Source organism: Vibrio sp. EJY3 (assembly GCF_000241385.1).
Classification (GTDB): Bacteria; Pseudomonadota; Gammaproteobacteria; order Enterobacterales; family Vibrionaceae; genus Vibrio; species Vibrio natriegens.
Map to the genome: position 1 here is coordinate 443,250 of NC_016613.1, position 16,156 is coordinate 459,405.

At 47.0% G+C, this 16,156-nt stretch carries 13 protein-coding genes and 1 other RNA gene; all 14 read left to right on the forward strand.

What is annotated here, in order from left to right:
- Positions 1-36 precede the first annotated feature (36 nt).
- The 14 genes from rsmI (at position 37) to ftsA (ending at position 16,138) form a co-directional block, all read left to right on the forward strand.
- On the forward strand, positions 37-900 hold the full coding sequence (gene rsmI / locus VEJY3_RS02070; protein ID WP_014230792.1) for a 16S rRNA (cytidine(1402)-2'-O)-methyltransferase: 864 nt from the start codon (positions 37-39) through the stop codon (positions 898-900).
- Between the two features lie 194 nt (positions 901-1,094).
- Positions 1,095-1,524, forward strand: an RNA gene (gene rnpB, locus VEJY3_RS24495) — RNase P RNA component class A.
- Between the two features lie 230 nt (positions 1,525-1,754).
- Entirely contained in the window at positions 1,755-2,705 is a 951-nt protein-coding gene (gene rsmH, locus VEJY3_RS02075) for a 16S rRNA (cytosine(1402)-N(4))-methyltransferase RsmH (RefSeq protein WP_014230794.1), read from the forward strand.
- 5 nt (positions 2,706-2,710) lie between these two features.
- On the forward strand, positions 2,711-3,028 hold the full coding sequence (ftsL, locus tag VEJY3_RS02080; RefSeq protein ID WP_014230795.1) for a cell division protein FtsL: 318 nt from the start codon (positions 2,711-2,713) through the stop codon (positions 3,026-3,028).
- Complete coding sequence (locus tag VEJY3_RS02085) at positions 3,025-4,818, forward strand: penicillin-binding transpeptidase domain-containing protein (protein ID WP_014230796.1); 1,794 nt, start codon at positions 3,025-3,027, stop codon at positions 4,816-4,818. The genes ftsL and VEJY3_RS02085 overlap by 4 nt, the downstream gene beginning before the upstream one ends.
- Positions 4,819-4,879: 61 nt before the next feature.
- Positions 4,880-6,361, forward strand: a complete 1,482-nt coding sequence (murE, locus tag VEJY3_RS02090; protein ID WP_014230797.1) for a UDP-N-acetylmuramoyl-L-alanyl-D-glutamate--2,6-diaminopimelate ligase — start codon at positions 4,880-4,882, stop codon at positions 6,359-6,361.
- A complete protein-coding gene (murF, locus tag VEJY3_RS02095; protein ID WP_014230798.1) occupies positions 6,358-7,722 on the forward strand; it encodes a UDP-N-acetylmuramoyl-tripeptide--D-alanyl-D-alanine ligase in 1,365 nt (454 codons plus the stop codon). The genes murE and murF overlap by 4 nt, the downstream gene beginning before the upstream one ends.
- On the forward strand, positions 7,722-8,804 hold the full coding sequence (mraY, locus tag VEJY3_RS02100; protein ID WP_014230799.1) for a phospho-N-acetylmuramoyl-pentapeptide-transferase: 1,083 nt from the start codon (positions 7,722-7,724) through the stop codon (positions 8,802-8,804). The genes murF and mraY overlap by 1 nt, the downstream gene beginning before the upstream one ends.
- A gap of 38 nt (positions 8,805-8,842) precedes the next feature.
- Entirely contained in the window at positions 8,843-10,156 is a 1,314-nt protein-coding gene (murD, locus tag VEJY3_RS02105; RefSeq protein ID WP_014230800.1) for a UDP-N-acetylmuramoyl-L-alanine--D-glutamate ligase, read from the forward strand.
- Positions 10,157-10,177: 21 nt separating this feature from the next.
- On the forward strand, positions 10,178-11,374 hold the full coding sequence (gene ftsW / locus VEJY3_RS02110) for a cell division protein FtsW (protein WP_014230801.1): 1,197 nt from the start codon (positions 10,178-10,180) through the stop codon (positions 11,372-11,374).
- Positions 11,361-12,428, forward strand: a complete 1,068-nt coding sequence (gene murG / locus VEJY3_RS02115) for an undecaprenyldiphospho-muramoylpentapeptide beta-N-acetylglucosaminyltransferase (RefSeq protein ID WP_014230802.1) — start codon at positions 11,361-11,363, stop codon at positions 12,426-12,428. Before ftsW ends, murG begins: the two co-directional genes overlap by 14 nt.
- A 23-nt stretch (positions 12,429-12,451) precedes the next feature.
- Positions 12,452-13,909: a UDP-N-acetylmuramate--L-alanine ligase gene (gene murC / locus VEJY3_RS02120; protein ID WP_014230803.1), complete on the forward strand. Its 1,458-nt coding sequence runs from the start codon at positions 12,452-12,454 to the stop codon at positions 13,907-13,909.
- Positions 13,910-14,100: 191 nt separating this feature from the next.
- A complete protein-coding gene (locus VEJY3_RS02125) occupies positions 14,101-14,883 on the forward strand; it encodes a cell division protein FtsQ/DivIB (protein WP_024372778.1) in 783 nt (260 codons plus the stop codon).
- Positions 14,876-16,138: a cell division protein FtsA gene (gene ftsA / locus VEJY3_RS02130; RefSeq protein WP_014230805.1), complete on the forward strand. Its 1,263-nt coding sequence runs from the start codon at positions 14,876-14,878 to the stop codon at positions 16,136-16,138. The genes VEJY3_RS02125 and ftsA overlap by 8 nt, the downstream gene beginning before the upstream one ends.
- Positions 16,139-16,156: the final 18 nt, after the last annotated feature.

Genomic DNA, 16,156 nt, shown 5'->3' on the forward strand with positions numbered 1-16,156 from the left:
TGTCTTTATATTAATCGTTGAAGTGATGGTAAACAAATGACAGATAAAAATAATTTGCCGAATGAGGGGCCAACTCTCTATATCGTACCGACTCCAATCGGAAATTTAGCAGATATCACCCAACGTGCTATCGAAGTTCTGTCGAATGTGGACATCATTGCTGCTGAGGATACCCGACATACGGGTAAATTACTGTCTCACTTCAATATTCAAACCAAAACTTTTGCGTTGCATGATCACAACGAACAGCAAAAAGCACAGGTTTTGGTAGAAAAGCTACTTTCAGGTCAGTCCATCGCTCTGGTTTCTGACGCGGGTACACCTTTAATCAGCGATCCAGGATACCATCTGGTGACAAAATGTCGTCAAGCGGGCGTAAGAGTTGTGCCTCTTCCTGGTGCGTGTGCGGTTATTACGGCGTTAAGTGCTTCTGGTTTGCCGTCTGATCGCTTCAGTTTTGAAGGGTTTCTACCGCCTAAAAGCAAAGGACGTAAAGACAAGTTCTTAGAAATCTCATCGGTAGAACGCACCTGTATCTTTTATGAGTCGCCACATCGCATTTTAGACTCTCTACAAGATATGTTAGACGTTCTTGGCCCGGAACGAGAAGTTGTTTTGGCGCGAGAGTTGACCAAAACGTTTGAAACTATTCAAGGTATGCCGCTTGGAGAATTAATCGAGTGGGTGAAAAGCGACGACAACCAACAGCGCGGAGAAATGGTGTTACTGATTCATGGCCATCGTGAAACTGCGGATGACTCTTTGCCTGATGACGCGTTGCGCACACTGGGTATTTTGACCAAAGAGTTGCCACTCAAAAAGGCGGCGGCGTTGGTGGCAGAAATCCATAACCTTAAAAAGAATGCTCTGTATAAGTGGGGTTTAGAAAACCTGGATTAATCAGGCGACCTCTGTCTAAACAGGTTTACCTGGCAAAATGGATTAGGGCTGATGATTTTCATTAGCCCTTTTTTCTGCTGACCAGACGTAATGCTGGGCGTTGTTAGAGCAAAAAAGCACCACTTGATGCATTCCTTACATCATATCTGTGATCTAACTAGACTCTGAAGTGAGAACTCTATACAATCCGCTCCGGAGCTGACTGGGTAGTCGCTGCTTTGTTGATGTCCTTCGGGAGACTGACGTTGAGGTCCTTCGGGAAACTGACGTTGACGTCCTTCGGGAGACTGACAAAGGGGAGGAAAGTCCGGGCTTCACAGAGCAAGGTGCCAGGTAACGCCTGGGGGGCGCAAGCCTACGACAAGTGCAGCAGAGAGAAGACCGCCGATGGCCCGTAAGGGATCAGGTAAGGGTGAAAGGGTGCGGTAAGAGCGCACCGGGCGACTAGTAATAGTTCGTAGCAGGGTAAACTCCACCTGAAGCAAGACCAAATAGGCCTCCACATTGCGTTGCTCGCGTAAGGAGGCGGGTAGGTTGCTCGAGCCAGTGAGTGATTGCTGGCCTAGACGAATGGCTACCGCCGCGCAAGCGGAACAGAACCCGGCTTATGTGTCGGCTCCAACTATTCGAGACCCATCATTACTTTATAGTAATGATGGGTTTTTTGCATTTTATTGACTCAGACTGCGTCATTACCAATAAACTTGGCGTTAAATCACGTCTAACTCTAGACTTGTGGTGGCGATGATGTGGGAAATCAGTACACTAGGAACTATTATTCACTCGCTGATTAAATCAGCATGAGAGAACAACACGTCCTAAAAATCGCTTCAAGATTATTCAACGAGAAAGCTATGACCGAAACCTTTCAACATATTTCCGTGTTATTAAATGAATCCATTGATGGCCTGGCTATCAAACCTGACGGTATCTATATCGATGGAACATTTGGCCGAGGCGGTCACAGCCGTACGATTTTATCTAAGCTAGGTGAAAACGGCCGACTTTACAGTATTGACCGCGACCCACAGGCAATCGCAGAAGCGGGTAAGATTGACGATCCACGTTTTACCATTATTCATGGTCCATTCTCAGGCATGGCTGAATACGCACAAGACTACGATCTGGTTGGCAAAGTAGACGGAGTATTGCTGGATCTTGGCGTATCTTCCCCTCAGCTAGACGACGCTGAGCGTGGTTTTAGCTTTATGAAAGATGGCCCACTGGACATGCGTATGGATCCAACCACGGGCATTCCGGTATCTCAGTGGCTAATGGAAGCGGATTTGGATGACATCACCTGGGTTATTCGCGAATTTGGTGAAGACAAACACGCCCGTCGTATTGCGCGCGCGATTGTGGAATACCGAGAAAATGAAGAAAACGAGCCAATGGTTCGTACAGGCCAGTTGGCGAAGCTAATTTCAGAAGCTGCGCCAAAAAGCTTTAAAGAGAAAAAACACCCTGCGACACGTGCATTTCAGGCATTCCGTATTTACATCAACAGTGAGCTAGAAGAGATCGATACCGCGCTAAAAGGGGCGGCAAGTATTCTTGCTCCACAAGGGCGTCTGTCTGTAATCAGCTTCCATTCATTGGAAGACCGCATGGTTAAGCGCTTTATTCGCAAAGAGAGCAAAGGGCCGGAAGTTCCGCATGGTATTCCACTAACCGAAGCTCAAATCAAAGAGCTGGGCAGTGCGAACATGAAACCCATTGGCAAAGCGATTAAGCCAAGTAAACAAGAAATTGACATAAACCCTCGTTCACGCAGTTCAGTGTTAAGAATTGCTGAAAAGCTTTAATTATTATGACGAAATCCACTCCTAACCTTGCTAAGTTGATTGCCACGGACTTATTAACAGTTGGTCGTTGGCCATTATTGTTGTTGCTTCTTATTCTGGCATCAGCAATGGGAGTGGTATTTGCTACCCACCATGCGCGTCAAGCGATCACCGAAAAAGACCATACTCTGGTTGAGCGAGAGCGGCTAGACAGTGAATGGCGCAACCTGATGTTGGAAGAAAACGCCCTGGCAGAACATAGTCGAGTTCAAGACCTTGCAAAAAAGGAGCTTGAAATGAAACGACCTGATGGCGATAAAGAAGTGGTTATCACACTAAAATGATTAGAAAGAAAACCAATACCAAACAAGGAAATAAGCGCAAGGTTTCCGCAAAAGCAAAAGCTGCAGTCGATGATAAGAAAACCGAAAAAACAGCAGTAAAAGTTGAGGTAGAAGAGTCTTTTTTGATTCGTTGGCGTTTCCATCTATTACTGTTTTTTGTCTTCTGTGCGTTTGCGCTGCTTATTGGGCGTGTGGCGTACATTCAAATCATCGAGCCCGATAACCTGATCAAACAAGGTGATCTTCGTTCTGTTCGAGTTAAGTCGATTCCCTCTGCGCGAGGCATCATTTCCGACCGTAATGGCGAGCCACTCGCTGTCAGTGTTCCTGTTGAAGCCGTTTGGGCGGATCCTGCGACTATTTTTAAAGAAAACGCCCTAAGTCAGACTCAAAGCTGGTATGCGCTGGCGGACGTTCTTAACATTGATCGTCAAGGTCTGATCAATAAGATCAAGCAGAATGAAAAGCGGCGCTTTATTTACCTGCAGCGTCAGGTAAGTCCCGCCATGGCGAATTACATCCGTGAGTTGAAACTACCGGGCGTAGGGCTTAAATCCGAGTCTCGTCGTTATTATCCTGCAGGTGAGGTTAGTGCTCACTTAGTGGGAGTAACGGGCATCGATGGCCATGGCTTGGAAGGCGTAGAGCGCAGCTATGATGAATGGCTGACTGGCCAAGAAGGTAAAAAAACCATCCGTAAAGACCGTTATGGTCGAGTGGTAGAGAATATAGCCTGGCAGGACAAGCAAGAAGGCAAGTCGTTGCAATTGACGATTGACCAGCGTTTACAAGCCATTGCTTATCGTGCCATTAAACAGTCCGTGGCCGACCACCGCGCAACCTCTGGCTCTGTTGTGATGTTGGACGTAAAAACGGGGGCGGTACTGGCGATGGTCAACGCGCCATCGTACAACCCGAATAATCGTAGTGATTGGCAAAGTTACAAAATGCGTAACCGCGTGATTACCGACTCGATGGAGCCGGGCTCGACCATTAAGCCGTTTGTAATTCTGGCTGCGTTAGAAAATGGCATCGCAGATACTGACACCATCGTTGATACAGGGAACGGTGTGCTTCGATTAGGCGGAAGCCGGGTAAAAGATGTCTCTCCCGTAGGTAAAGCCAGCCTGGAAATGATCCTGAAAAAATCCAGTAACGTCGGTGTAACTAAACTGGCGATGCAAATGCCTGTTGAAGCGCTACTGGGCTTATACAGTTCGGTCGGTTTTGGTGAGCTTTCTGGCTTGAATCTTGTGGGTGAAGTGACAGGTATTTTCCCTAGTCGTTCGCGTTGGTCACCAATTGAAAGAGCGACCATTTCTTTCGGCTATGGTCTTTCCATAACACCAATTCAGCTTGCTCACGCGTACGCGACGCTGGGTAACCTTGGTAAATATGAGCCGATACATATTATAAAAAGTAACGACAACAATATGTCTCGCCAGGTCGTTAGCCCTGAGCATGCGCGTCAGGTACTTAATATGCTGGAAACGGTAACTCAGCAAGGTGGCTCCGCTCGCCGTGCGGCCGTGCCGGGCTATCGAATCGGGGCAAAAACGGGTACTTCTCGTAAAGCTTCTGCGGGTGGATATAGTGATGAGTACATTACTTACACCGCAGGTCTCGCCCCCGTTAGTGACCCTAAAATCGCACTCGTTGTGATCGTCAATGAGCCGCAAGGTGATGATTACTACGGTGGTTCAGTGGCATCTCCGGTCTTTTCTGAAATTATGAAAGGGGCGCTACAGATCCTGAACGTGGCACCAGATGAAAATAAATTCCAGCAGTAAGCAAAGTTAGCTTACTGCCAAATAACTTGAGTAAACCTGAGCCAAAGCTCGGAGAACAAATATGACTAAAGCCATCAGTATGGACGCATTGCTGTCCTCTTGGGTTGATTGCCCAAGTTTAGCGTCCGTTCTTGTCTCTGAACTGGAACTCGACAGCCGAAGAGTTCAACCCGGTACCACTTTTGTTGCGATTGTCGGGCACGTCGTGGATGGAAGGAAGTTTATTCCGGCGGCAATTCAGCAAGGTGCGAATGCAGTTATTGCACAAGCCTGTGAGAACAAAACGCATGGCACCATAGAGTGGGTCGATGACATTCCGGTTATTTATTTGAGTGCTTTGGATAAGTGTCTGTCTGAAATGGCAGGTCAACTTTATCGCTATCCAACAATGGATCTTATTGGTGTTACAGGAACCAATGGCAAGACCACCATCACCCAACTGATTGCGCAGTGGATTGAGCTCATCGGTTCGAAAGCGGCCGTGATGGGGACGACAGGAAATGGTTTCTTAGATAATTTGCAAGCAGCCGCGAACACGACCGGCAACGCGGTGGAAATTCAACATACGCTTGCGTCATTAGCTGAGCAGGGCGCGAAGTACACGGCGCTGGAAGTTTCTTCTCATGGCTTAGTGCAAGGACGAGTGAAAGCTCTGTCATTTTCGGCTGGGGTGTTTACCAATCTGAGCCGAGATCACCTCGACTATCATGGCACGATGGAAGATTACGCGAGCGCTAAATTTAGCCTCTTTACCCAGCACCAGTGTGAAAAAGCCATCATTAACGTTGATGATGAAGTCGGTGCTGCGTGGGCTAAAGATCTTCCAAATCCGATTGCAGTTTCTTTAGTGCCGGCAACTGAGTTTACAAGCGCATTATGGGCCAGCAACGTTACGTATGCAGAATCTGGTATTACTATCGATTTTGACGGTATGTTTGGCAGCGGCACCTTATACGCCCCTTTGATTGGGGAGTTCAACGCGGCTAACTTGATGTTAGCGTTTGCGACTTTGCTAAGCTTAGGTTTTGACAAACAAGAGCTTTTGGCGACGGCGAATCAATTACAGCCGGTATTAGGCCGAATGGAACTGTTCCAGACAGATAACCGAGCCAAAGTTGTGGTTGATTACGCGCATACCCCGGATGCATTAGAAAAAGCGTTGCAGGCGCTGCGTGTGCATTGTGACGGTCAGCTCTGGGCGATCGTCGGATGTGGCGGAGATCGTGATCCAGGTAAACGTCCAATGATGGCTGAAATTGCAGAGCGTTTGGGTGACAAGGTTGTGTTAACGGACGACAACCCGCGCAGCGAAAGCCCTGAACTCATCATTAAAGATATGCTGGCTGGATTATCGAAACCTGACGAGGCGATTGTTCAGCATGACCGCTTCAAGGCTCTGTCATATGCGCTCGACAATGCGTCAGCCCAAGACATTATCTTGCTGGCAGGTAAAGGCCACGAAGACTATCAAATTCGTAATGGCGAGACGATCCATTATTCGGATAGAGAATCTGCAATGCAGCTATTAGGACTGTCATCATGATTAAAGTAACTTTATCTCAACTTGCTGAAATAACACATGGTGAATTAGTCGGTGAAAACATCACTATTGCGGCGGTTTCAACCGATACGAGAACAATCGAGAGTGGTTCCCTGTTTGTTGCATTAGTGGGTGAACGATTTGACGCGCATGACTTCTGCCAGCAGGCAGTTGACGCTGGAGCAGGTGCTCTGCTGGTACAAAAACGTCTCGATGTGGAAGTCCCACAAGTGGTGGTCACTGACAGCAAAATTGCTTTGGGTGAAATCGCAGCCTGGGTTCACCAATCTTGCCAAACTCCAACGGTAGCTATTACGGGTAGCTGCGGTAAAACCACAGTAAAAGAAATGGTGGCGAGCATTCTTCAGTTGAAAGGTCAGGTGTTGTTTACGGCTGGTAACTTCAACAACGATATCGGTGTGCCATTAACGCTCTTACGTTCGCAAGCCGACGATGACTATGCCGTCATTGAGCTGGGCGCTAACCATATCGGTGAAATTGCCTATACCACTCAATTAGTGAAACCGGATATCGCGCTGGTCAACAATGTTGCAGCGGCACACCTTGAAGGATTTGGTTCCATTGAAGGCGTTAAGCAAGCGAAAGGTGAAATCTATCAGGGCTTATCAGCTGGCGGAGTCGCAATTGTTAACCTGGATAGTCAGGGTGATACATTATGGCAATCGGTTCTTGCTGATAAGAAGGTGATCACTTTTTCGCAAAATAACACTCAAGCTGATTTCTATGCTTCCGATATAGCAATGAATGAAGAAGGTAAGGCAAGCTTCACTCTGCACCTCGCAGAAGATAGACAAGAAATTGAACTATCGCTGGGTATTATTGGTCAACACAATGTTGCGAATGCGATTGCGGCTGCAATTATTACCCAAAAAATGGGAGCCTCGATTGAAGAAATTCAATCTGGTTTGCTGAATCTTAATAAGGTAAAAGGCAGAGTAGACGTTGAGCAACTGAGTCAATCTGTCAAGCTGATTGATGACAGCTATAATGCCAGTGTTCCCGCGATGAAAGCCGCAGTGGACTTATTGGCTGCTTTCAAGGGGCAACGTTGGTTGATTTTAGGCAATATGGCTGAATTGGGCGAGGAAAGTCTTGCACTTCATCGTCAAGTCGGGGAACATGCTGCCCCACAAAAATTTGAACACGTTCTCACGTATGGGGCGGACGCAAAGGTAATCAGTGACCTGTGCAACGGCACCCACTTTGAGACACATCAAGATATGATTGACTACATCAAGCAGCATCTAGACCAAACCGTTTCTGACAACCACACCATATTGGTTAAAGGAGCGAACGGTGCTCGTATGTTTGAAGTCGCTGCTGCTTTGAAGGAGTATTTTTAATGATTATCTGGCTTGCCGAGCTGCTACAGCCATATTTTTCTTTTTTTCGCTTGTTTGAATACCTGTCTTTTCGAGCAATATTAAGTGTATTAACTGCCTTAGGCCTGTCACTTTGGATGGGACCTATAATGATCAAGCGTTTGCAAATGCTGCAAATCGGTCAGGTAGTACGTAATGAAGGCCCTGAATCTCACTTTAGTAAACGTGGTACGCCGACCATGGGCGGTATCATGATTTTGGCTGCAATTTCTATCACCATTCTGCTTTGGGCTGATTTATCAAACCCTTATGTCTGGGCGGTACTCGCAGTTCTACTCGGCTATGGTGCTGTCGGATTTGTCGACGATTATCGCAAGGTAGTGCGTAAGAATACCGATGGCTTGATCGCGCGCTGGAAATACTTTTGGCAGTCGTTAATTGCATTTGTGGTGGCGTTCGCGCTTTACGCTTACGGCAAAGATACTGCTGCAACTCAACTTGTGGTGCCATTCTTTAAAGATGTCATGCCGCAAATGGGCATGTTATACATTATCTTCACTTATTTTGTGATTGTCGGTACGAGTAACGCGGTAAACCTGACTGATGGTCTGGATGGCTTGGCGATTATGCCAACGGTTCTGGTAGCAGCTGGCTTTGCAGTTATTTCTTGGGCGACAGGTAACGTTAATTTCTCTGAGTACCTGCATATCCCTTACCTTCCTCACGCTTCTGAACTTGTAGTCGTCTGTACGGCGATTGTTGGTGCTGGTCTTGGCTTTTTGTGGTTCAACACTTACCCAGCGCAAGTATTCATGGGCGATGTAGGCTCACTTGCTTTGGGCGGTGCGCTAGGTACCATCGCAGTATTGGTTCGTCAGGAATTTGTACTGGTTATCATGGGTGGTGTATTTGTGATGGAAACCCTGTCGGTTATTCTTCAGGTGGGTTCTTACAAACTACGTGGTCAGCGTATTTTCCGCATGGCACCTATCCATCACCACTATGAACTTAAAGGTTGGCCAGAGCCTCGTGTTATCGTGCGTTTCTGGATTATTTCTATTGTTCTTGTTCTGATTGGTCTAGCTACACTGAAGGTGCGTTAATCGCGCCTTCTCAGACAAGAGTTACAGTGTGAACAAATATGGAACGTTGGCAAAACATACATAGTGTTGTCGTCGTAGGGCTCGGTATTACCGGGCTCTCTGTCGTTAAACACCTAAGAAAATATCAGCCACAGCTGGTGGTTAAAGTCATTGATACTCGAGCTAATCCTCCGGGGGCTGACCGCCTTCCTGAAGGGGTTGAACTGTACAGCGGTGGTTGGAATACCGCGTGGCTTGCAGAGGCCGATTTGGTGGTGACGAACCCTGGTATCGCACTTGCGACGCCTGAAATTCAGTCTGTACTAAGCCAAGGGATCCCCGTTGTCGGTGATATTGAACTGTTTGCCTGGGCAGTCACTAAGCCCGTTGTAGCGATTACCGGTTCAAACGGCAAAAGCACGGTAACAGATTTAACTGGCGTAATGGCAAAAGCCGCTGGGTTAAGTGTTGGTGTTGGCGGCAATATTGGCGTTCCTGCACTCGATCTGCTTGATCAAGAAGCAGACTTGTATGTGCTTGAACTTTCTAGCTTCCAGCTGGAAACCACGTCTAGCCTCAAGTTAAAAGCGGCAGCGTTTCTGAATCTTTCTGAAGATCATATGGATCGCTATGAAAGCATGGCCGACTACCGATCAGCAAAATTGCGTATTTTTAATCATGCTGAGCTTGCGGTAGTGAATCGAGATGATCAGGAGACCTTCCCAGATCATGACATGCCTGTGGTTACCTTTGGTTGCGATGAGCAAGCATTTGGTTTAGAAACCGATGGTGAGAAAACCTGGTTACTTGATCACGGCCAGCGCGTGATTGCCAGTGATGAACTCAAGCTTGTCGGTAAGCACAATTTAGCGAACGTGCTGGTTGTATTAGCACTGCTTAAGGCTGCGGGTGTTGATTGTCACAACACATTGAATACACTAAAAAATTACACCGGACTGACACACCGTTGCCAGGTTGTTGAAGATAATCAAGGTGTTAAATGGGTCAATGATTCCAAGGCAACCAATATTGCGAGCACGATGGCGGCACTATCGGGGTTGGAGCTGACTGGCAAGTTGTATCTACTGGTTGGTGGCGTTGGTAAAGGCGCAGATTTCACTCCATTAGAACCGATTTTCGCGACGCTGAATTTACAGTTGTGCTGCTTTGGTAAAGATGGTGATGAGTTTTTACCATTGCATCCATCTGCGACTCGTTTCGACACGATGGAAGATGTGATTCAGCAAATATCTTCACAGTTAAAAGCGGGAGATATGGTGATGCTGTCTCCTGCATGTGCTAGCTTTGATCAATTCGACAACTTTATGGCAAGAGGTGATGCATTCGCCGCGCTTGCTAAAAAATACGCATAACAATTGAAGGTCACTCGTTTCGTGAGTTTAGGTAACGTTAAACACAACATCAGTAATTGGCTCAGGCAGCCTGCACCAGAGGCTCTGTTTGATCGCCAATTGGTGTGGATTGCGTTGGGGTTGATGTTGACGGGATTGATCATGGTAACGTCGGCCTCTTTTCCTATAAGCTCACGCCTGACTGATCAGCCTTTTCATTTTATGTTCCGTCACGCCACTTTTCTTGTGCTTGCGTTGATCACATCAGCGGTGATTCTCCAAGTTCCTTTGGAAGAGTGGTTCAAGCGCAGTCACTATTTGCTTTGGCTCTCTTTTACGTTGCTTATCATCGTGTTGCTAGCGGGTAAGTCTGTAAATGGTGCCTCTCGATGGATCCCTCTGGGGCTGTTTAACCTGCAGCCTGCCGAGGTCGCGAAGCTGGCCCTGTTTATCTTTATGTCTGGCTATTTAGTCCGAAAGCAAGACGAAGTGCGTCAAACCTTCTTTGGCGGCTTTATGAAGCCAATCATGGTGTTTGCATTTTTTGCCGTACTATTGTTGGGACAGCCAGACTTGGGAACGGTTGTGGTAATGCTTGTGACCTTATTCGGCATGCTGTTTATTGCGGGCGCAAAGTTAACCCAGTTTCTTGCACTGATGGTCGCTGGTATCGGCGCCGTCGTCGGTTTGATTCTGGTCGAGCCTTACCGTATGCGACGCGTAACGTCATTTCTCGATCCTTGGGAAGACCCGTTCGGCAGTGGCTATCAGCTGACTCAATCTTTGATGGCGTTTGGTCGTGGTGAATGGTTTGGCCAAGGGCTGGGTAACTCCATTCAGAAACTTGAATACTTACCAGAAGCGCACACTGATTTCGTGTTTGCCGTTTTGGCCGAGGAACTTGGTTTTGTCGGCGTCGTGCTGGTGCTGATGTTGATATTTAGTCTGGTACTGAAAGCCGTTTACATTGGTAAGCGTGCTTTTGAAGACGGCGAAATCTTTGGTGGCTACCTCGCGTTCGGTATTGGCATTTGGTTCGCGTTCCAGACACTGGTTAACGTCGGCGCTGCCGCAGGTATCGTACCAACCAAAGGTTTGACCCTTCCGCTAATCAGTTATGGTGGATCCAGTCTGATTATTATGTCCGTTGCAGTATCCATATTGCTGCGTATCGATCACGAATGCCGCTTGAAACGCGAGCAACAACAATCAGAACAACAAACTAATGAAGAAAACTAAACGTTTGATGGTGATGGCTGGTGGTACTGGCGGTCACGTATTTCCGGGGCTTGCCGTTGCTAAGCAATTGCAGGAACAAGGTTGGGAGATTCGCTGGTTAGGTACGGCGGATCGAATGGAAGCGGATTTGGTACCAAAACATGGTATTGAAATCGACTTCATCAAAGTGAAAGGTTTGCGAGGTCAGGGCGTTAAGCGTCTTCTGGCGGCGCCATTCCAAATTATCAATGCCATTATGCAAGCGCGTACTCACATGAAACAGTGGCAACCGGATGCGGTTTTGGGCATGGGTGGTTACGTGAGTGGACCTGGTGGCGTTGCGGCTTGGTTAAGTGGTATTCCGGTTGTTCTACATGAACAAAATGCCGTTGCAGGTTTGACGAACCAATGGCTGTCTAAGATCGCTAAAAAAGTCTTTCAGGCTTTTCCTGGTGCTTTCCCAAAAGCTGAGGTTGTCGGTAATCCTGTACGTGAAGATGTGACTCAACTGGCTGAACCAGCGCTTCGTATGCAAGGTCGCCAGGGGCCGATTCGGATTTTGGTCATGGGTGGTAGCCAAGGCGCTCGTATTCTTAACCAAACGTTACCTGAGGTTATGGCTAACTTAGGTGAAGACTACTGTATTCGTCATCAAGCGGGTAAAGGATCAGCGCAAGAGGTGCAAACGGCATATCAGAAACACAATGTGGTTAATGCCGAAGTGACCGAATTTATTGATGATGTGGCGGAAGCGTATGCATGGGCTGACCTGTTAGTGTGTCGCTCAGGCGCTTTGACGGTATCTGAAGTTTCTGCTGCTGGTGTCGGTGCTATTTTCGTACCGTTTATGCACAAAGACCGCCAACAGGCACTCAATGCGGATCACTTAGTCGAATGCGGAGCGGCGAAAATGATTGAACAACCAGTGTTTACGGTTGAATCACTCACTGAGCAAATCCAGCAGTTAGATCGCAAAACTTTACTAGAGATGGCTCAGCATGCACGTGGCGCCGCTAAACTGGACGCCGACAAAACTGTCGCACAAGCCATCGTTGCTTTGACTGAAAAGCGTTAATGAATTATCGAGAATAGAAACAGATGACTATTGAACATACACAAGACTTAGCTCAGATTCGCGCCATGGTTCCAGAAATGCGTCGCGTGAAATCAATCCACTTCATCGGTATTGGTGGTGCGGGGATGAGCGGCATTGCTGAGGTGCTCCTAAACGAAGGTTATCAAATTACCGGTTCTGATCTTGCAAAGAATGCGGTAACTGAACGATTAGCGGCTAAAGGCGCGACCATCTATATCGGGCATCAGGCAAGCAATGTTGAGCAAGCAAGTGTGGTTGTTGTTTCTACAGCTATCAACGAAGAAAACCCAGAAGTGTTGGCGGCTCGTGAGTTACGTATTCCCATTGTTCGTCGCGCAGAGATGCTGGCCGAGTTGATGCGTTTTCGTCATGGCATTGCTGTGGCTGGTACACATGGCAAAACCACAACCACGGCACTTGTGACACAAATTTATTCAGAAGCGGGTCTTGATCCAACGTTTGTTAACGGTGGCTTGGTGAAAAGTGCGGGTACCAACGCACGTCTTGGCTCTAGCCGTATTCTTATTGCAGAAGCGGATGAAAGCGATGCGTCATTCCTGCACCTTCAGCCAATGGTGAGCATTGTTACCAACATCGAAGCCGATCATATGGATACTTACGGTGGTGACTTTGAAACCTTGAAGCAAACCTTCATCGACTTTCTGCATAATCTTCCATTTTATGGTCAAGCGATTGTTTGTATTGATGATCCTGTCGTTCGCGAGTTAATTCCGCGTATTAGCCGTCAGGTGATTACCTATGGTTTCTCTGAAGATGCGGACGTACGTATCGAGAATTACCGTCAAGAAGGCCAGCAAGGTAAATTTACAGTGGTTCGTAAAGGCAGAGCCGATCTTGATATCACTCTGAATATCCCGGGTCGTCATAATGCACTCAACGCATCAGCTGCAATCGCAGTTGCAACGGAAGATGACATTGAAGATGACGCGATCCTGAAAGCAATGGCGGGAACGCAAGGTACGGGACGTCGCTTTGATCACCTTGGTGAATTTGATACGGGCAACGGCCATGCGATGCTGGTGGACGATTACGGTCACCACCCAACGGAAGTCGGCGTAACGATCAATGCAGCGCGCAGCGGTTGGCAAGACAAGCGCTTGGTAATGATTTTCCAACCGCACCGCTACAGCCGAACCCGTGATTTGTATGATGATTTTGCTAACGTACTTGAGCAGGTCGACGTGCTGATTATGTTGGATGTTTATTCTGCAGGTGAAAAGCCTATTGCAGGCGCAGATGGACGCGCATTATGCCGCACAATTCGCAGTAGAGGTAAGCTAGATCCAATTTTTGTTCCAGAAATCGAGCAATTACCGTCAGTTTTGGCTAACGTTATACAAGACGGAGACCTAATTTTAACTCAGGGTGCTGGTGATGTTGGTAAAGTAGCTAAACAGCTGGCAGCTCTTGAGCTAAATATTAATAAAATGATGGGATAAGCTGAAATTCGGTGTGAGCTTTAAGATAAAGACCTAGATCTCGATTTTGCGCCAACAACGTTGTGATTTATTGTTATCAGTGTTTGATAGTTTATTAGAGCTCAGTATAATCTCAAGGTTAAAGTCATTGCTTTTGTTAGTGTGTTATTAACATGAGCAAGGTAGACGACAAAGGTCAGGAAACGAAGACGTTGTTGAATATTGCACTAAATGAAGAGCGACTGAACACGGATAATAATCGTGGTCGCAAAAATAAAATCTTAGGTGCGCTATTTTTTGTCGTAGTTTTGACTTTAATTAGTTCTGTTTTGTACTCGGCGATCAGTTGGATGTGGGATGACCAAAGACTTCCTCTATCCAAAATAGTGCTCCAAGGAGAGTTGGAGTATATCAAAGCTGATGATGTTCAAACTGCATTCAGCAGAATTGACCACATTGGTACGTTTATGTCACAAGACATCGATGTATTACAGCAAAGTGTTGAAGCCTTGCCATGGGTTGCTCATGCAGCAATTCGAAAGCAATGGCCAGATACAGTAAAAGTTTTTTTGACAGAGCATCATCCTGAAGCCATTTGGAATGGCAACGAGTTGTTGGATAAAAACGGCTTGGTATTCGACGGGGATGTTGGTCTGGTAAAGGAAGATAAAGTTAAGCTGTATGGACCTAAAGATAGCGGACCTGAGGTTTTACAAACCTACCGTGATTTGAGTCCTAAGTTTCAGCAGCTAGGTTTAGCGATATCGTCTCTGGTATTAAATGAGCGACGAGCTTGGCAAATCATCCTTGAAAATGGTATTCGATTAGAGCTCGGTAAAGAGTCTCTTCTTGAGCGTATAGAGCGTTTTTTCTCACTCTATAACAAGCTCGGTAGTGACACGCAAAGAATCAGTTATATCGATCTCAGGTACGATACAGGAGCTGCAGTCGGTTGGTTTCCTGAAGAAGAGTTAGAAGAGAGTACAGATGACTAAGGCCGCAGACGACAACATTATTGTTGGTCTTGATATAGGCACTGCAACCGTATCAGCTCTAGTGGGCGAAATTTTACCAGATGGCCAAATTAATATAATTGGTGCGGGTAGTAGCCCTTCGCGCGGCATGGACAAAGGTGGCGTGAATGACTTGGAGTCGGTTGTAAAATCAGTACAACGCGCAATTGATCAAGCTGAGTTAATGGCCGAGTGCCAAATCAGCCGAGTATTCATTTCGTTGTCTGGTAAGCATATCGCAAGCCGAATCGAAAAAGGTATGGGTACGATATCTGATGAGGAAGTTTCTCAAGAGGATATGGACAGAGCTATCCATACTGCAAAATCAATTAAAATCGGTGATGAACAGCGAATCCTCCATGTGATTCCACAAGAGTTTACCATCGACTACCAGGAAGGGATTAAAAACCCGCTTGGTCTCTCTGGGGTAAGAATGGAAGTGAGTGTCCATCTTATCACCTGCCATAATGACATGGCGCGCAATATCATTAAGGCGGTAGAACGTTGCGGCCTTAAGGTAGAGCAACTTGTATTTTCTGGGCTTGCTGCAAGTAATGCAGTAATTACCGAGGATGAAAGAGAGCTTGGAGTTTGTGTGGTCGATATTGGCGCAGGCACGATGGATGTTGCAATCTGGACGGGTGGTGCGCTACGTCACACAGAAGTATTTTCGTACGCGGGAAATGCGGTAACAAGCGATATTGCTTTTGCTTTTGGTACGCCAGTAAGCGATGCTGAAGAAATAAAAGTAAAATATGGCTGTGCTTTAAGTGAACTGGTCAGTAAGGATGACACGGTTAACGTTCCAAGCGTAGGTGGGCGACCTTCACGTAGTCTGCAACGTCAAACATTGTCAGAAGTGATTGAGCCACGCTACTCTGAGCTTATGGGACTGGTTAACCAAACGATCGATACCGTTCAGGCAAAATTACGCGCAGAGGGCATTAAGCACCATCTGGCAGCCGGTGTAGTACTGACTGGCGGCGCTGCGCAAATGGACGGGGTCGTCGAATGTGCGGAACGCGTATTCCGCAACCAAGTAAGGGTCGGCAAACCGCTCGAAGTCAGCGGCTTAACTGACTATGTAAAAGAGCCGTACCATTCTACGGCAGTTGGATTACTTCATTACGCAAGAGACATGCAGTCCAGCGACGATAGCGATTACAATGAACCTAAACGCTCATCTGTTACTGGCTTTTTCGGTAAATTGCGTAACTGGATACAAAAAGAGTTTTAACCTGAGTTGCAGGATAAA

Coding starts and splice junctions, on each gene's coding strand:
- rsmH (WP_014230794.1), top strand. CDS start 1,755: ATGACCGAAACCTTTCAACATATTTCCGTGTTATTAAATGAATCCATT.
- murF (WP_014230798.1), top strand. CDS start 6,358: ATGATTAAAGTAACTTTATCTCAACTTGCTGAAATAACACATGGTGAA.
- murC (WP_014230803.1), top strand. CDS start 12,452: ATGACTATTGAACATACACAAGACTTAGCTCAGATTCGCGCCATGGTT.
- mraY (WP_014230799.1), top strand. CDS start 7,722: ATGATTATCTGGCTTGCCGAGCTGCTACAGCCATATTTTTCTTTTTTT.
- rsmI (WP_014230792.1), top strand. CDS start 37: ATGACAGATAAAAATAATTTGCCGAATGAGGGGCCAACTCTCTATATC.
- murD (WP_014230800.1), top strand. CDS start 8,843: ATGGAACGTTGGCAAAACATACATAGTGTTGTCGTCGTAGGGCTCGGT.
- murG (WP_014230802.1), top strand. CDS start 11,361: ATGAAGAAAACTAAACGTTTGATGGTGATGGCTGGTGGTACTGGCGGT.
- ftsL (WP_014230795.1), top strand. CDS start 2,711: ATGACGAAATCCACTCCTAACCTTGCTAAGTTGATTGCCACGGACTTA.
- VEJY3_RS02085 (WP_014230796.1), top strand. CDS start 3,025: ATGATTAGAAAGAAAACCAATACCAAACAAGGAAATAAGCGCAAGGTT.
- ftsA (WP_014230805.1), top strand. CDS start 14,876: ATGACTAAGGCCGCAGACGACAACATTATTGTTGGTCTTGATATAGGC.
- murE (WP_014230797.1), top strand. CDS start 4,880: ATGACTAAAGCCATCAGTATGGACGCATTGCTGTCCTCTTGGGTTGAT.